The organism is Clostridium kluyveri (genome assembly GCF_001902295.1).
Taxonomy (GTDB): domain Bacteria; phylum Bacillota; class Clostridia; order Clostridiales; family Clostridiaceae; genus Clostridium_B; species Clostridium_B kluyveri_B.
The window spans coordinates 43,539-58,581 of the sequence record NZ_CP018336.1; the positions used below are offsets into that span (position 1 = coordinate 43,539).

The 15,043-nt window shown below is 32.0% G+C and carries 18 protein-coding genes; 17 read left to right on the forward strand and 1 reads right to left on the reverse strand.

Features of this window, described 5'->3' with window-relative positions; translation table 11 throughout:
- Positions 1–5: 5 nt before the first annotated feature.
- From BS101_RS22125 to BS101_RS22205, 17 genes are all read left to right on the forward strand, one after another.
- Positions 6–443, forward strand: coding sequence for a hypothetical protein (locus BS101_RS22125; RefSeq protein WP_073541594.1), 438 nt, complete (start codon positions 6–8; stop codon positions 441–443).
- Complete coding sequence (locus BS101_RS22130; RefSeq protein WP_073541596.1) at positions 433–1,545, forward strand: hypothetical protein; 1,113 nt, start codon at positions 433–435, stop codon at positions 1,543–1,545. Before BS101_RS22125 ends, BS101_RS22130 begins: the two co-directional genes overlap by 11 nt.
- Position 1,546: 1 nt before the next feature.
- Positions 1,547–1,891: a hypothetical protein gene (locus tag BS101_RS22135; RefSeq protein ID WP_073541597.1), complete on the forward strand. Its 345-nt coding sequence runs from the start codon at positions 1,547–1,549 to the stop codon at positions 1,889–1,891.
- Between the two features lie 3 nt (positions 1,892–1,894).
- On the forward strand, positions 1,895–2,464 hold the full coding sequence (locus BS101_RS22140; RefSeq protein ID WP_242951502.1) for a hypothetical protein: 570 nt from the start codon (positions 1,895–1,897) through the stop codon (positions 2,462–2,464).
- Positions 2,465–2,466: 2 nt separating this feature from the next.
- Positions 2,467–3,474: a hypothetical protein gene (locus tag BS101_RS22145; RefSeq protein WP_073541601.1), complete on the forward strand. Its 1,008-nt coding sequence runs from the start codon at positions 2,467–2,469 to the stop codon at positions 3,472–3,474.
- 11 nt (positions 3,475–3,485) lie between these two features.
- The gene (locus BS101_RS22150; RefSeq protein WP_073541603.1) at positions 3,486–4,724 is read left to right on the forward strand and encodes a hypothetical protein; all 1,239 of its coding nucleotides are present in this window, start codon (positions 3,486–3,488) and stop codon (positions 4,722–4,724) included.
- A gap of 11 nt (positions 4,725–4,735) precedes the next feature.
- Complete coding sequence (locus BS101_RS22155) at positions 4,736–6,736, forward strand: hypothetical protein (RefSeq protein WP_073541605.1); 2,001 nt, start codon at positions 4,736–4,738, stop codon at positions 6,734–6,736.
- Positions 6,720–6,980, forward strand: a complete 261-nt coding sequence (locus BS101_RS22160; RefSeq protein ID WP_073541607.1) for a hypothetical protein — start codon at positions 6,720–6,722, stop codon at positions 6,978–6,980. Before BS101_RS22155 ends, BS101_RS22160 begins: the two co-directional genes overlap by 17 nt.
- 11 nt (positions 6,981–6,991) lie before the next feature.
- Complete coding sequence (locus tag BS101_RS22165; protein WP_073541609.1) at positions 6,992–7,987, forward strand: hypothetical protein; 996 nt, start codon at positions 6,992–6,994, stop codon at positions 7,985–7,987.
- 8 nt (positions 7,988–7,995) lie between these two features.
- Positions 7,996–9,081, forward strand: coding sequence for a signal peptidase II (locus BS101_RS22170; protein ID WP_073541611.1), 1,086 nt, complete (start codon positions 7,996–7,998; stop codon positions 9,079–9,081).
- A gap of 21 nt (positions 9,082–9,102) precedes the next feature.
- Positions 9,103–10,179: a GLUG motif-containing protein gene (locus BS101_RS22175; protein ID WP_073541613.1), complete on the forward strand. Its 1,077-nt coding sequence runs from the start codon at positions 9,103–9,105 to the stop codon at positions 10,177–10,179.
- Between the two features lie 131 nt (positions 10,180–10,310).
- Positions 10,311–10,952: a lactate utilization protein gene (locus BS101_RS22180; RefSeq protein ID WP_073541615.1), complete on the forward strand. Its 642-nt coding sequence runs from the start codon at positions 10,311–10,313 to the stop codon at positions 10,950–10,952.
- Positions 10,953–11,362: 410 nt separating this feature from the next.
- Positions 11,363–11,617, forward strand: coding sequence for a hemolysin XhlA family protein (locus BS101_RS22185; protein WP_073541617.1), 255 nt, complete (start codon positions 11,363–11,365; stop codon positions 11,615–11,617).
- Between the two features lie 13 nt (positions 11,618–11,630).
- Positions 11,631–12,551: a GH25 family lysozyme gene (locus BS101_RS22190; RefSeq protein ID WP_073541619.1), complete on the forward strand. Its 921-nt coding sequence runs from the start codon at positions 11,631–11,633 to the stop codon at positions 12,549–12,551.
- 39 nt (positions 12,552–12,590) lie between these two features.
- Complete coding sequence (locus tag BS101_RS22195) at positions 12,591–12,830, forward strand: hypothetical protein (RefSeq protein ID WP_073541621.1); 240 nt, start codon at positions 12,591–12,593, stop codon at positions 12,828–12,830.
- A gap of 65 nt (positions 12,831–12,895) precedes the next feature.
- Entirely contained in the window at positions 12,896–13,303 is a 408-nt protein-coding gene (locus BS101_RS22200; RefSeq protein WP_073540058.1) for a hypothetical protein, read from the forward strand.
- A 28-nt stretch (positions 13,304–13,331) separates the two neighbouring features.
- Positions 13,332–13,955 (forward strand): hypothetical protein, encoded by a 624-nt coding sequence (locus BS101_RS22205; protein ID WP_242951503.1) that lies wholly within the window; start codon positions 13,332–13,334, stop codon positions 13,953–13,955.
- Between the two features lie 200 nt (positions 13,956–14,155).
- On the opposite strand, the gene BS101_RS22210 is transcribed toward BS101_RS22205, so the two are convergent.
- Entirely contained in the window at positions 14,156–14,563 is a 408-nt protein-coding gene (locus BS101_RS22210) for a hypothetical protein (protein ID WP_073541623.1), read from the reverse strand.
- Positions 14,564–15,043: the final 480 nt, after the last annotated feature.

A 15,043-nucleotide genomic window follows, 5' to 3' on the forward strand; every position in this document is an offset into this window, starting at 1 on the left:
TTTAATTGGCTGATATATCAAGATTAGATACTTTTGATGTAGAACTTCAATATAATGGTGGAACCAATACCGGAGGTGTTATAACCAATTACAAGCCACCTCGTCCTGCTTATTTTAGAAAGGCAGTTAGAACTATATCGGGATACAGCCAATTCCAGGACAATGTGAAGAGCGATTGTATCGTGGAATTTACTGTAGTTTTTCAGATTAAAGGAGAAACAGATGCAGAGACCCAGGCGAATGCCCAGAAGTATTTAGAATTTGTTAGTAGGTACACAGAAAGATTTATACTAATAAATGAATTTGGCATACCATATAAAGGGTATTTCCAGAATAAATATGACTTAGATACTTCAATTGAGGGAGATGTATATGGTATAGCTATTGAAATGCTCTGTAACCACGATGTTTCTGGATGGGTGAGTGACGATAATGGACTTTAGTATAGTTGTGTATAGGAAAAAAGGTTATGTGAGCTATGGTACGGAGGATGCCGATAAACTTACCATTAAAAATAGCCTTGTAAATATAAAAACCAATAGGAGTAAAGATACTCAAGTCACAGAAGCAACAATTGTTGCAGAATATGAAAAGCTACCTTTAGCAGCTTACCAAGGAGGAAATACAGGAATAATTGATAATTTTGCTCGTATCGAAACTTATTTTGATGCAACAATCCAGTTTACAGGGGTTATAAAGAAATATGAGTATAATGAAACCGACAAGACTATAACTCTAACCTGCCATGATATGTATTATAGGCTTTTAAATGCTACTAATGAAGATATAGTTTATGTCGATACAACTGCGGTAAATGTAATTGCTGATTTAGTAAGTAGGGCAGGGTTAAGCTTTCATTATGCTGGTGGAGATAATTACAGTATTTCCAATCTAAAAATAGTAGAAGGAACAGTGTATGCAGATGTTATACAGAGTCTTTTAGAAACAATGCACGCAAGCATTAGATGTAATAAGAGTGGAATCATTGTACTTGATGAACAATATCCCGATTATATAGAAGGTGGTGGAGATGCTAACCACTTTGATTGGACTTATAAAGATAATACAAATAACGCTTCTGACATTGCGGGTAGAGATGCTTCTTTGATGCGAAATATATTAAAGATAACTTGTGACATAAAATCTGGAGACAAAACTCAAACCGTATATGATAAATTTGAAGATCCTTCAATGACTGAGTACCTTAATGGTGAGAAATGGTATGAAACTTTGGATAACGCACTTGCCAATACACAAGAAAAAAGAAAAGCTGTGGCAGGGTGGAAATATCTTGAGTATTGGAGAAAAAGTACGCCATTAAACATATTGCCAACTGCAGGTAATAAAGATGTTAATATAGGTCAAGTAGTTAAGTTATTAAGAGATAATACTAATCCAGGGTACTATTTAGTAGTTGGCGTAGATACAGAAGTAAGTGCGGATGGTTATGCAGATACTCTACAATTAGAAGGTATGAGGGATAAAAATACAATATATGAAATACCGGTGTTATTAGCTTCTGGTGTCATAAAGGAGGCAAGTTAATATGTCTAATAAAGGATTTAAAAACGTAAGAGAACCTATAGTTTACGTTTTAAATCAGGAGCTTAGGAAAAGAGATCTTAAGAATAGAGTATCGATAGACACAGGAGAGGAATCATATGACGGAGAATTGGTGGAATACCCGATTAAATTAACAAGAGATTCTGCCACTAAAAAAGTAGTTAAATGTATATATGGAACAGGAGCAGAGCAATGGTCAGAAGAACTTATAAGAAATACAGAAGGGAAAGTATACCAAATAAAAACAACTTACCCTGATAGCAGTACTAAGACAGTTCAAATTAATAAAGGTTCTGATAACTTAGTTGATAACGTAGATTATGTTTAGGGAGTGATTGAGTTGAGTTTGCCTTCATATGTCATAAACTTTGACGAACTAGCAGATGCGATAAGCAATTATCTTGAAAATGGCGTAAACGTAGATATTGGAAGCATAGTAGTACCAACGGACCAAATAGAAGATTTATTATCTCAAATAAAAGATAAAATACAGGGTGTGGATTATAATTCCTTGATAGAAGCCTTAAATGCACTGGGAGTTAAATTGGATGGATTGGCTGGCAATTTAGGCATAAGTGGTACACAGAAAATATATGGGGAGATGCTTGAAATTCTGGCAAGCACAGGAGTGTATACCATAGAATTTACTGTGCCCAAAGCAGGGAGAATTACTGGAATAACAACTTCACAGTCAGCATGGAACTTTCAGGATACCTGGGACTTAAAAGTAGGAGAGGATACTTTATTTACTGGTGTCCGGACTAAGGAATATGGAGAGAATAAGTTTTTCAATGTGTTTTATCCGGTAACTGCAGGGCAGAAGATAGATTTTATTTTTAACAATGTCAGTGGATCCAGCAAAATATTATGGGTAGATTTTAACATATTGGAGGATTCTTAAAGATGAGCTTACCTAGATATGTTATAAACTTTGATGAGCTTACAGGCCAGTTAAGAAAAGACTTAATTCGGCTTATAGATGATGCATTAAAGGATAAATACCCACAATTAGATATGCAGGAGATTAAAGCACTTCTAAGTGAAATAGAGGACTTGCTACCAGATGAAAAGTATAGGGGACTAAAGAACAGAATAGAACAATTCATAATGTATAAATATGATGGTACCCAAAAGGTCCAGGGAGCTTTGATTGATATTCCTGCAATTATAAGTGATTATAAGCAGGATTTTGTTTTTGATAAAGATGTATTTTTAACTGGACTACATTTTAATCAAACAGGGTGGAAAAAGGATGATAGATACAGCTTGGTTATAAACAAAGAAAAAATAATAGATGGTGCCAGCACCAAAGAAATAGGAGAGCATAAATACTTCAATACTTATTATAAAGTTGATGCAAATACCCCTGTTTCTTTTATTTTGCATAATAATAGTGGAAACAGTAGACAAACCGTAGTTGATTTAGAATACCTAGAAGGACAAGAAATTACTGAGCCGCCAATAAATCCAAGCGGACCTGATGTTATAGATATTCCAAATGATTGGGATATAGCAGTACGTATGCAGTGGGAGGAAAATTCAATTTGTGATATGGATCTTCATGGATTTATAGGAGACATGCATGTGTCTTTTTGGAATAGATCTCATACTGGCTTCTATCTTAATTGGGATTACAGGGAACATATTAGTAACAATAATCCTGAAATAATATCGGTTAAAGGGCATTATAACAAAACTTTAAAGATATATATACAGAATTATAATTCAGTACCTCTGAAGAAGCCTGTAAATGTAAAAATATATGAAAAGAGAAGCTATGGGATAGTATTGCTGAAAGAATATGATATTGAGGTTGAAAATAAGAGTCCTTTGGGCTATGGAGTGTGTAGTATAGACTTAAAAACCAAGAAAATAACAGATATGTTTACCAGAAAGAATGTATTTGAATAGGAGGTAGTTACATGGCGGTAACAGAAGATTTTTATTATGTAGAGGGTAACACCAGCGTAAAGAATTTGGTTAAAACTTTAGTTAAAGAGATAACCCAAAATGCCGGGATCTATAAATGGGATTTGGTAGTTCCGGCCAGTATAGATGATATTGGATCTAACGGAACACCCAAAACAATAAATTTAATAACAGATGGAAGTACAACTTCTGTAGTTCCCACTACAATTGAAGTTCCACAGCAAAATGATACTTGTATTTTAAAAACTTCTACATCATATGGAAAAACATTTTATGTAAAAATAGAGAGAACCTCAAGAGAACTAACTAAAGCAGAGAATGCTATTATCCAAACTTTTGTCAGCGAGCACAAATATTATAATGGTGCAGTTTATGTGGATAGAACAGATGCACAAGTATTGGAATTACTATACGGGAAGAATTCCACTAATGGTTTTACGAATCAATATGAGGAATATGTAGCAGCTTTATCAGCGCCACAGGCTTTAAATAATATAAGATTCCAAATTTGCGACAGTTTAAATAGCGGGGGTACCGACATAAATATTGATAGTAAAATACAGAAAGAATATAATTTTAGACTTGCCTGGTATAGAAATCTACCTTCAACAATTAAAGACTGGTTGCCAGTACAATATTGGATATCCATGACAAAGGATGCCATAAACCTTATATTGAGAGGAGACCCTTCGGCTGACGTAGCCCCTTATAAGAACTATCTTGCTAGCTATGCCTATATTGGAGGCTTAAAGCCTGTGGAAGATTCGGCCTTTACAGATGATATATACAATTTTGGAATAACAACATCTAGTGACATTGAGCCTAATTATAGCAATCTATATGGAGAAAGAACTGCTACAGGAGTAACGGATGTGTGTATGATAGCAAATAAAATAGGGATGCCTTATCAGCCCCATTATCCAGCATTTTATGCGACCAATCCATTTATGGATAAATGTAATGTAGAAGGAAGCAGATGGGACCATAAGAAACATCAATTCAGTGATATTACAGTAGTTCATCCTGTGGATATGGAAAGGGGAAAAATGATTAATGTACTTGTGGGAGATGCTTCGTCTATCTTTGACGGAGATAAATTGATATATATGAAGGATACTGATAGTGAGGAAAATTATAAAAAGTTTAAAATTACAGCGCCATTCAATTTCCTGAATAATAGTGCAAATATTAATTATTGCATTGCCATAAGATGTTATAAAACATCTGAGTAGGAGTGATATAGATGCCCTTGCATAAAATTCCCTTGTGTAATTTTAAATATGCAGGGGATATTTACTCTGGAGCTACATTTAAATATGAAACTTCAATTAAGGTTATAAAATTTGAACAGCGTTGGCTTTCAAGACAAAAGTTAAATAGAATTAAAATCGAAAAAGGGTTGAATAAATCACTTTTTAAGAGTGCAACTCATATATCCAAACACAATAAAAGATATTTATATAAAAACCCATATGAAATAGCCAGCAAAGAATACCCAAAAGAGCTTAAAGCAAAAAATAAAGAAATAAATAAATCTTATAAAATATACCTTGAACGAGAAAACATTAGTCTAGTAAAATCCATACATGTTGAAATGGAAAGAAAGGATATTTTAATAGATAAAGGATGGAATATTTACCTAGAAGCTGAATATCTAAATTTTATTAAAAATAGCACCCTGCAATTAGAGAGACCCAATATTTTTATAAATATAGAAGTATCAAAAAATATTGAAAACGATAGGTATAATGAGATATACGTAGATGGATGCAAGAACTTACAGGGTATTAAAGATAAAATTATAAATATAGAGGAAAATATAAATCTTACAAGAAGCTGGCAGAATGGACTGTATAAAAAAGATATACTTATAACTTGCAGTACAGGACATGTAGAAGATATAAATTTACTCACGAATGTTTTTATTGAAAAATTAAGAATTAGGGAATTTTTTAAAAGTAAAATAGGAAAGCAAATTTCACCTGAAAGGGTTATAAACATTAATAGAATTATTGTGACTAGATATGCTAGAAAAGATTTATCTAAACACATGAATATGTTGGATTTACAACATGCAGTTTATAGGTATACTTTAAAAGATATAATGAGAAGTTGCAAAATAAATATGGTGCGTAAATTTAATTCAAAAAGGATTAGTAAAAGTAAAGTAGCAAAAATGGCATACAAAATAAGTGATATAGACATATCAAGATTTATAAGAAATGCGTGTATGTACAGATGTAATTATAGAAATGCTTTTAAAGATTTCAACTATCTCTTCAAGGTTAATATTGTTCCCATATTCAAGAATAATTCTAACATTCTTGTTAAAAGAGATATACGAAAAGATATTTATTACAATATTGCTACTATATTAAGCAGAGATGAAGCAACTAATATAAATAAAGTTTTCAATAGATATTTAAACAATGTTAAGTTCATAAATATATACAAACAAATAGAAAAAGAATTATTAAATGTTTCTGTAATCGACGTATTTAAAAATGAAAGTTACAGTTTAGGTATTAGTTTTGGTAGGGAACTATACAAAGAAGGTAATCACAACAAGTTTATAGATGTTATAAAAAGATGGTGGTGGCTGAATCCCACAGAACCAAGAGACAGCATAATTATTCCCAATAAGGATTTTAGCTATACCCAAGAGCTTTTGAACAATCCATATTATGAATATCTTAGATTTACAAACCATCCTATAGGATGGGGAAATGCATGGGGCATAGATTGGAATATCCCTGCTTATGCAGTAAGCATAGAAATAATGTTGGATCTAATAAATATTTTGATCATGGTATGGCATAGTAATGTACAAGGCTGGATGTGTAGTACAGGTAAGGAATCCATGCAGTTTATAATGGAACTTTTGTATGATTGGTATACTTTAAGAACTTCAACTCCTAATACAGATTATTACAGGACATACAGATGGATAAGATGGGAAGCAGAAAAAGTATACTTTTTAAATTTGGATACTGGATTACAGGCTGTAGGAGTGCTTACAACTAATCTTATAGGACATTTGAAAAATCACGAATTTAATTTAGTTCCACTTTGGAGAAATCCAAAGGCCATGGATATAGAGAGGAATTTCAATAGAATTGCTCAAAATGGAGATTTAATTAAATCCTTAGACAAAGTAAAAGGCAAGAGATATTACTATATAGAAACACAAAACGTAGAGAAGAAAAATATTTTCGGAGGTGGTAATAATGGCGGTAATTCCTAGTACAATAGATTTTAAGAATCCAAGGCAGAAACAATGGGGGATATTACAGGATAAAGATTTAGTCCAATTGAATTATGGAGGAATAACAGATACTTCTGGAAATCCTGTAAAATCTTATTCAACGAACTGTTATCAGGACGCTTTGGAGCAAGCAAAATTATTAATAGCACAGGGGACTGGAACTTCTAATGTGCAAGTTGTTGAATTTGTACCATATGACTACATTATGCAGCCTAATGTATAGGATGTGAGCATATGAAACTTATAAAAGTTAAAGATGGATTACTGGAGGTTGAGAATTTTTTCTTAACCTCTTCTTTTGCAGATTTTGCCGGAAGTGCAAATGTAAGTAGGGACATTAGCACCGGAAAGGTAAAGTTAATTAGCAACAATAAGATTGAAAGAAATTTTACTCTTGAGGAATTTGTCATAGAACTTGAAAAAGAAAATTTTAGTTCTATGGGACAGGATGATTACTGTATTTTATATCTAGGAAATAATGATTACGCTTTTGGGATTAAGGATGAGAAGCAGGACGAGCAACATAAGTTCTGGAAGATTCTTAAGCAGGACAATTATATTCAAGCATATGCAAGTGATGACGGGATTAATTATGTAGATATCGGCGGTATGAATTTTGCAGAGAGCATCACAAAACAAGGATTTGAAAAACATAGCACTGAGGATTTTATATTAAATGATTATAAAGTATATGCCGACCCTTATATTACACTACAAAACTTCCCTGAAAATACTGTTTGCCAGCTGTATGATGAAAATGACAATCTACTTAAAACTAGAACATTTGATAGTAATATGGAGTGTAAAGTATTTTTAGATTCCAATATTAAAGGGTATTTTATTTTCAAGGATGAAGAAGGAAATGAGTTATATAGGTCTAATTCACTGGATTTAAAATACGGTGACATATATGTATTTAGCCAGTATGAGCTTGAGATAATCTATAATGGTTTGGTTGTTACAAATACAAGCCCTGGAATATTAAAAGATTTAGATGAAAGCATAACTATTAAAAATGTAGATACTGTGGATTATACCGGATTAAATATAGGAATAGAAACTGCAAGCAATGACTTGATCCAGCTGAGTTTAGACAGTGAAATTTATTCTGATACTATAGTTTTGGATTTAGCGCAAGGACAGAGCAAAGACATATTTGTAAAGATAACTAAAAATGTAGATAATCATAATTTTTCAGTAAGAGATTTCCAATTAGTTATAAGCGAGTAGGTGATTGTATGAGTGAATTTTTTAGTGTAACTTTAAATAAAGATGTTGTGCTGGATGATAGTGTAACGAATAATTTCGCAGGATGGACAGGTCAGAAAATACTAGATGAAATAATCCGTCATAGAGTGACCCGGTTTGAAAGCTTAGATGATGTAAATGCAGCAAATAAGAAGGATAAACAAGTAGTTGTTTATTCGGATGATATGAAAAAATTCACCACTATAGATGTTGAAACTATAGGGGATGCTGCTGGGCTAAGCTTAAAGCAAATAAGTAAAATGGGAGTAGTAGGAAGCACTTCGTCACCCTATGTAGTAGATATTCCAGTTAATACGCTGGATTTTAAAGTGCCTAGAGTAAATGTGTTGCAATTCCAGCAAGGAGACCAGAATGTAATTAAAACTTTAAATTCATTTAGTAATTCTGATAGTGGTGATTTTCAGGTTGACGACATGATTGTCTTTGATGATACTACGCATCTAAAAACAGAATATGATTATCAAATGCAATATATTGGAGATATAGGAACAGATAATAAGGAATATGGCTGTGAAATAGATACAAACATTTTTAAAAGTATAGAAGATATACAAGAAAATACAGATGGGGTGAATGAAGTAATTGCTATAATTGCAATTCCAATGGATAGATTGTTAATTGCCAGTGGCGATAAAGATTTAAGTTATGTACAAAGTATAGATTATTTTAAGGTAACAGCCACAGGAAGTAATTTGAAAATAGTTGTAAGTGTAGATTCAGGTGAATCATGGAAAACTTTTAATACAGACCACTGGGAAGATGTGAATTTAACTGTAGAAGATGTAAAAGCAAGAGGAATAAGCATTAACACATTTAATGCTATAAATTCTACCTATTGGAATTTACTTAATGCAAATAAAAAGATAAGATTTGCTTATTTGTTAGCTATGGATTCTATAGATGATGTAGAAAATATAGATGATTTAGAATTACAGTATGATGGTCAAGGGAAATGGGTGCAATCCAAAGAAGATACTTATGATGTGGTTTATAGCAGTAACACTAATTTACAAGTACTTTTGAAATTTAGTGGAGATGTGAAAATAAATTATTGAAAGATTGGGAGGCAATAATAAATGGCAAATGGAAGTTTTGCAGGAGGAGATGGAACTACATCTAATCCATATTTAATAGAAGATGCTTTAGATTTAAATGCTATTAGAAATGGCTTAGGTAAATCTTATAAATTGATTAAAGATATAGATTTAAATATATCTCCATATAATAATGGAGAAGGTTGGACTCCTATTGGAAGTGCTAATCCTTCTTTTACAGGGGTATTTGATGGTAATGGTCATATTATTTCTAATTTATTTATAAATAAGCCAACTATTGAAATTGTAGGTTTATTTGGATATGTAAGACCCCCTGCAATTATTAAAAATGTAGGAATTGTTAATATTAATGTAACAGGATCGCGATATGTAGGAGGAATTGTAGGGTATAATACTGGAGGCACTATAGCTAATTGTCATTCTAATGGTAATATAAGTGCAACAAGTTATAATGTTGGAGGAATTATAGGGTATAATACAGCTTCGGCCAATAGTATTATATCTAATTGTTACTCTACTTGTAATGTAGCTTCTGTTGGTAGTTATGCAGGGGGAATTGCAGCAAATAATGATTATCGAGCTATTATAAGAAATTGTTATTTTGCTGGTACCATAACTTTTGAACAAAATATGTATATAGGAGGTATTGCTGGACGTAATACAGATACAGATGGGAGTATTGTATCTAATTCTTATTGGGACAAAGAAGCATCTGGTATATCTACATCAGCAGGAGGGACAGGACTCACAACAGTACAGATGAAAACTCCTTCAAGTTTCGTAGATTGGGATACACAAGTACTAGACAATGGAGTTACTAAGGTATGGAAATTAAAAGAAGGAGAGTATCCTAAGTTATGGTTTGAAAAACCTCCAAATAAATATCTCATAATGCGAGATAACCAATATTATAGTATACAAAATAACATATTGACTTTATTAGGAACACCAACAGACGATACACAGAAGGAGGAATTGTTTAATAATTATGGTGTAGAAGACTTGAAAGAAGCATTGTTAACTCCAGATGCAAATGGAAATAAATTAATTGATAGTTTGAATGATCAATTTGAAATTAGAATGATGAAGGCAAAATAGGAGCTAGAGATGGCTTTTTTATTTTGCCTTGAAAATATGGTATCATTAAATTAGAAACATATTATGAAGTATGATATTAGTATAATAAAAATAAGAGTTGAACTATATTTATCGAAAGGATATACATTTAGATGGATAATAATGTCTTGTGGTATTTAGAAGAACAAATCGAAAGAACTATAAACAATTTAAGAAAACGAAATATGGCAGGTTTTTTCGTTAAGGATGATGTTGAACTAAAAGGACTTTTAAAAGAACTTATAGATGAAAATTCTGTAGTAGGTGTAGGAGATTCAATGACACTCTTTGAAACAGGTACTATAGATTTTCTGCGTAAAGGAAACTACGTTTTTTTAGATAAGTACAGAGAAGATATTACAAGTGAAGATAAAAAACAAATCTATATAAAAAACTTTTCTTCTGATACTTTTATGTGTAGTACAAATGCCTTAACTGAAGATGGAGAACTTTACAATATTGATGGTAATGGAAGTAGAGTTGCACCAATGATTTATGGGCCTAAACAGGTTATTTTAGTAACTGGTATAAATAAGATTGTTAAGAACATAGAAGAAGCAGAAAAAAGAGTTAGAAATTATTCTGCTCCAATTGACGCAAAAAGATTAGGGAAAAATACTCCATGTACTACATTAGGCTATTGTGTAGATTGTAAAAGTCCTGATAGAATATGTAATGATTTTACAATAATTAGAGGACAGTTTATCAAAGATAGGATAAAAGTAATTATTGTAGGAAAGCAATTAGGATATTAATTATTTATTTCGTAATATTTCATATTATGCGATAAATATTCAGAGTTTTGGATAAATCCAGAGCTCTTTTTAATGCTCAATTTATTTAATAAAATATTGGTAGCGTAAGCAAATAATGAATGCTTATTTTTACTATTAATTTCATAGCATTATAATTTTTATATTGAACAAAATATTAAGGATATTACAGTAAATTCTCATTTAGGAGGAATAAGTGCTATGGGTGAAAAACATTGTTCTTCTTGTGGAAGCAAACAAGAAAAAGAGAGAAAAGAAAATAATTCTAAAACTAAACATAGCAAGAAGACACAGAAAAAAGATTGATGTTAAGATTAATCTGAAAATATCTAACTCAAAAGAACTTGGTTTAACCAGGTTCTTTTATTTTACATAAAACTAGGAGGTGCACTATGAGTGAATGCTATGACGGGAAATTGTGTGAAGAAAAGCACAAAACACTAAATAATACAGTGGATGAACATGAAACTTGGTTAAAAAAGCATGATGAAGAAATAAGCTTAATTAAACAGGACACCAGGGAAAATAAAACTGACATAAAAAATTTAATAAAAAAGATGGATGATCTCATATCAACAATCAAATGGGGACTTGGCATATTTGTCACAGTCTCTATTTTTGTTATGGGAATTTTATTAAAAAAATAGGAGGTAATTCAGATTGATTAAAGGAGTAGATATAAGTAATTTAAATGGCTCAATTAGTATAGACTCAATTAAAAATGCAGGTAATTCTTTTTTAATAGCAAAAGCCACAGAGGGAAGTACCTTTGTAGATAAATATTACAATGATAATATTGCTAAAGCTAAAGCCCTGGGACTTGTAACCGGGGCTTATCATTTCGCTAGATTTACAACCATAGCAAAGGCCATCCAGGAAGCAAATTTTTTCAAGTCTATTGCTGCAGGAGCTAAACCAGACTTTGTAGTATTAGATTTTGAGCAACAGTGTTCAGGAGATATGACAGAAGCATGTCTGGCTTTCTTAGAAATAGTGGCTACTATTGCACCTGCACTTATTTATTGTAATCCAAGCTATATAAAATCATATTTAAACAGCAGTATAACAAAGTATCCTCTATGGGTGGCCCATTATGGAGTTAGCAGTCCAAGCACTGTATTATGGCCTGATTATGCAATGTGGCAGTATACAGAAAAAGGGCAGATACCAGGAATAAGTGGATACCTGGATTTAAATTACATGGCGGAATCTTTTTATAATAGCATTGGTACAAATGAACCAGTAAAACCAGATCCACTTATAGAGCAAATTAAATCCCTTCAATATAACTTGAATATTGATTATAATGCAGGGTTAGTTATAGATGGAATAGCAGGTCCGGCTACTATGGCAGCATTAAAAGGAATTCAGGATATCATTGTAAAAGGCCACAAGTCCCATGTTGTATTATGGCTGCAGCAGAAATTAGAACAATATGGATATCTAAAAGAAAATTCCTATACCCAAATGTTATATGACGAACCAACTTTTCAGGCTGTAACTGAACTCCAGAAGAATTGGGAAAGACCGACGGATGGAGTATTGAGATTGGAGACATGGAGTATATTTTTGAATAACTAAAAATATTTTCACAAGGCGTAGTGCAAAGGAAGTGACGTTTTGGATATAAAAAAAGCTATTGAAAATATGGAAAGCCATATAAAAGCATATGAAGACAATTTGCGGTCAATCAAGACAGTAAATGACGTAAATAAAGACTGGGATGGAATCAAGGCACTTGGGCAACCAATATCAACAACTGATAAAATATACGTTTATACAGCAATAAGCTTAGAAACTTGCAGAGCAGCACTTAGGATTTTTAATGACATGAGAGCAAAAGGGGTATCTGAGGTTTAAAAATTATATGCAATATAAAGTAAATAAATTAGGAGCTGAAAGGCTCTCTTTTTAGATTATAAATTATGGAGGTAAATGGAAGACCTATGGGCAAATTTTTTAAATTAAAAAATGGTCAGTGGCTTAAAGTAGTGTTCAGTTATGTTAGTAGTAATAAAAGCAATATTTGGTACATGAGTATTGTTATAGGCAATACTAAACGACAATGTAATGACTGCTTTTGTAAGACTGAAAAAAGCCCTAAGATATTGTTTGGAAAATGTACAGGAAGAAAGGCAGGATTAGAACCATTTATAATAGCCTTAAAAGAATTGAAAAATTTAGAAAAAACAGTGCATAACTGTGAAATTCAAATAATAGGAGCTAGTGATAGATTAAAAAATGTGTATAAATGGCTAATGCGGTATGGTTACAAAATTAAAAATATACAAAATTTCAATAGGGATATAGAAATTTTGTATAAAGCTGTTTAGCTTAATAAAAAAATAGGAGGCAATAAAAATGATAAATATAAATGATGTTGTAGCAGTAGGCGGGGTTTTAGTGGGTGTAATTGGTAGTATTTTTGGACTAGTGCCACATCTAAAGAAGAAAGGTATTGATACTGAAAAAGTATTGGATACTACAGGAAATGTTTTAGAAGGAACAGAACCACTTATACAATTGGCAAAGGCTATTCCGGCATTGAAACCCGGTGCAACTTTAATAGACTGGGTAGAAAAAAAGGCAGTGGCCGGAGTAAAAGCAGCTGAACAACTAGCTCATGCTGGAAGCCTCGCTACAAATGAAGAAAAGTTTAATGCCGCACAAAATACCGTATATGCTGCGCTTAAAGAAATTAATGTAGAGCCTACCCTTAACCAGAAAAAACTTATCTCTGATTTTATACAGGAAGCAGTAAATGACCTTGGACATGTTGCTCCTACAGAGCCCGAAAAAGATACACAGATTACAAAGATACAGCAGGATTTAGCAGCAGCACAGGCTGAAAATACTCAATTGAAGCAGACTATTGCTAGTATACAGAGTGCTGCAGGTGCTGTACAGAATATAGATACTTCCGTAGCTGTCATAAATGCAGAGGATAGGGCAGTAGAAAATACTTCTATTGCTCAAACCGAATAAAATATTAATATCACATTAAAGTAACATGAATTTTATATATGTTTGTCACAATATACAGTTACAATTATAATATATTATACCTGTGTATAATAAATATTTGGGGTTTTGAGAGTGACTGAATATAGTGGTCTTAACATGCCACTATATTTTGCAAAGAGTGCAGTTGAGCACTCTTTATAAATTTCTTTAATATTTAAACTTTATACTTGATGCATCATATGATGCATAAGGGACATTCCAACAATTCTACTTAAATATTCTCTTGCTTGATTTATTGACATGCCGCAGTTTGTTAATGTCTTTAATATATCGGGATGGTGCTGCTCGAACATCATTACAATCTCTTGTACATCTGATTTCATTTTTTCCATATCTTTTTTTGACATATCCATCATATCCGGCATTTCTTGTTTCATGCCTGGTTTCTTCTCCATAGAGGGCATTGTACTTCCTTTATTAATTTTGTTTTCTTTAAATTTTTCTTCCCCCTTGAATAAAGGTTTAGGTTCCTTGCACATCACAGGCGGATACATAGTTCTGTTAGCCATCATACAGTAACAACACATTGGTGGTGTTGTTTCTAATGGTGGATACATGTATTTATACATGAAAAGCCTCCAATAAAATTTTTTTCACAATAGTATACTATTCAAAAAACTGTTATTTGGAATGTTTACATTTCGATTTTTCCTAATACATCTCTTAACCTTAGAAGTAAATTTCTATAATAAAAGCCCTGGCAGCACCAGAGCTTTCATGAATTAAAACATATTGAAATAATATTAAAGAGATAACATAGTAGTTTTATAAGCATTAATTATTATGCCCAATTCAATAAATTCAAAACAAAAGAAAGCTTTATGCCTTGAAACCATTTACACACCTTATAAAATCATATATTATATAACTATAAGGCTAACCCCCTTAATTAATTTTTCACAACCTAAAATAAGTTTAATTTTTTTAAATCCACACTCCAAATAGTATGATTATTTACTCAATCATACTATTTTTGTATATTAAATGCAGGATTAGAAAAAGTTATGTCGAATTGTATTCTGTAATATAGTTATGTACGGGGGATAGTA

Excerpts from the sequence above, each read along its gene's own strand:
- BS101_RS22170 (WP_073541611.1), top strand. The coding sequence starts at position 7,996 with ATGAGTGAATTTTTTAGTGTAACTTTAAATAAAGATGTTGTGCTGGAT.
- BS101_RS22155 (WP_073541605.1), top strand. The coding sequence starts at position 4,736 with ATGCCCTTGCATAAAATTCCCTTGTGTAATTTTAAATATGCAGGGGAT.
- BS101_RS22205 (WP_242951503.1), top strand. The coding sequence starts at position 13,332 with ATGATAAATATAAATGATGTTGTAGCAGTAGGCGGGGTTTTAGTGGGT.
- BS101_RS22200 (WP_073540058.1), top strand. The coding sequence starts at position 12,896 with ATGGAGGTAAATGGAAGACCTATGGGCAAATTTTTTAAATTAAAAAAT.
- BS101_RS22130 (WP_073541596.1), top strand. The coding sequence starts at position 433 with ATGGACTTTAGTATAGTTGTGTATAGGAAAAAAGGTTATGTGAGCTAT.
- BS101_RS22175 (WP_073541613.1), top strand. The coding sequence starts at position 9,103 with ATGGCAAATGGAAGTTTTGCAGGAGGAGATGGAACTACATCTAATCCA.
- BS101_RS22145 (WP_073541601.1), top strand. The coding sequence starts at position 2,467 with ATGAGCTTACCTAGATATGTTATAAACTTTGATGAGCTTACAGGCCAG.
- BS101_RS22165 (WP_073541609.1), top strand. The coding sequence starts at position 6,992 with ATGAAACTTATAAAAGTTAAAGATGGATTACTGGAGGTTGAGAATTTT.
- BS101_RS22185 (WP_073541617.1), top strand. The coding sequence starts at position 11,363 with ATGAGTGAATGCTATGACGGGAAATTGTGTGAAGAAAAGCACAAAACA.
- BS101_RS22150 (WP_073541603.1), top strand. The coding sequence starts at position 3,486 with ATGGCGGTAACAGAAGATTTTTATTATGTAGAGGGTAACACCAGCGTA.
- BS101_RS22180 (WP_073541615.1), top strand. The coding sequence starts at position 10,311 with ATGGATAATAATGTCTTGTGGTATTTAGAAGAACAAATCGAAAGAACT.
- BS101_RS22135 (WP_073541597.1), top strand. The coding sequence starts at position 1,547 with ATGTCTAATAAAGGATTTAAAAACGTAAGAGAACCTATAGTTTACGTT.
- BS101_RS22210 (WP_073541623.1), bottom strand. The coding sequence starts at position 14,563 with ATGTATAAATACATGTATCCACCATTAGAAACAACACCACCAATGTGT.
- BS101_RS22160 (WP_073541607.1), top strand. The coding sequence starts at position 6,720 with ATGGCGGTAATTCCTAGTACAATAGATTTTAAGAATCCAAGGCAGAAA.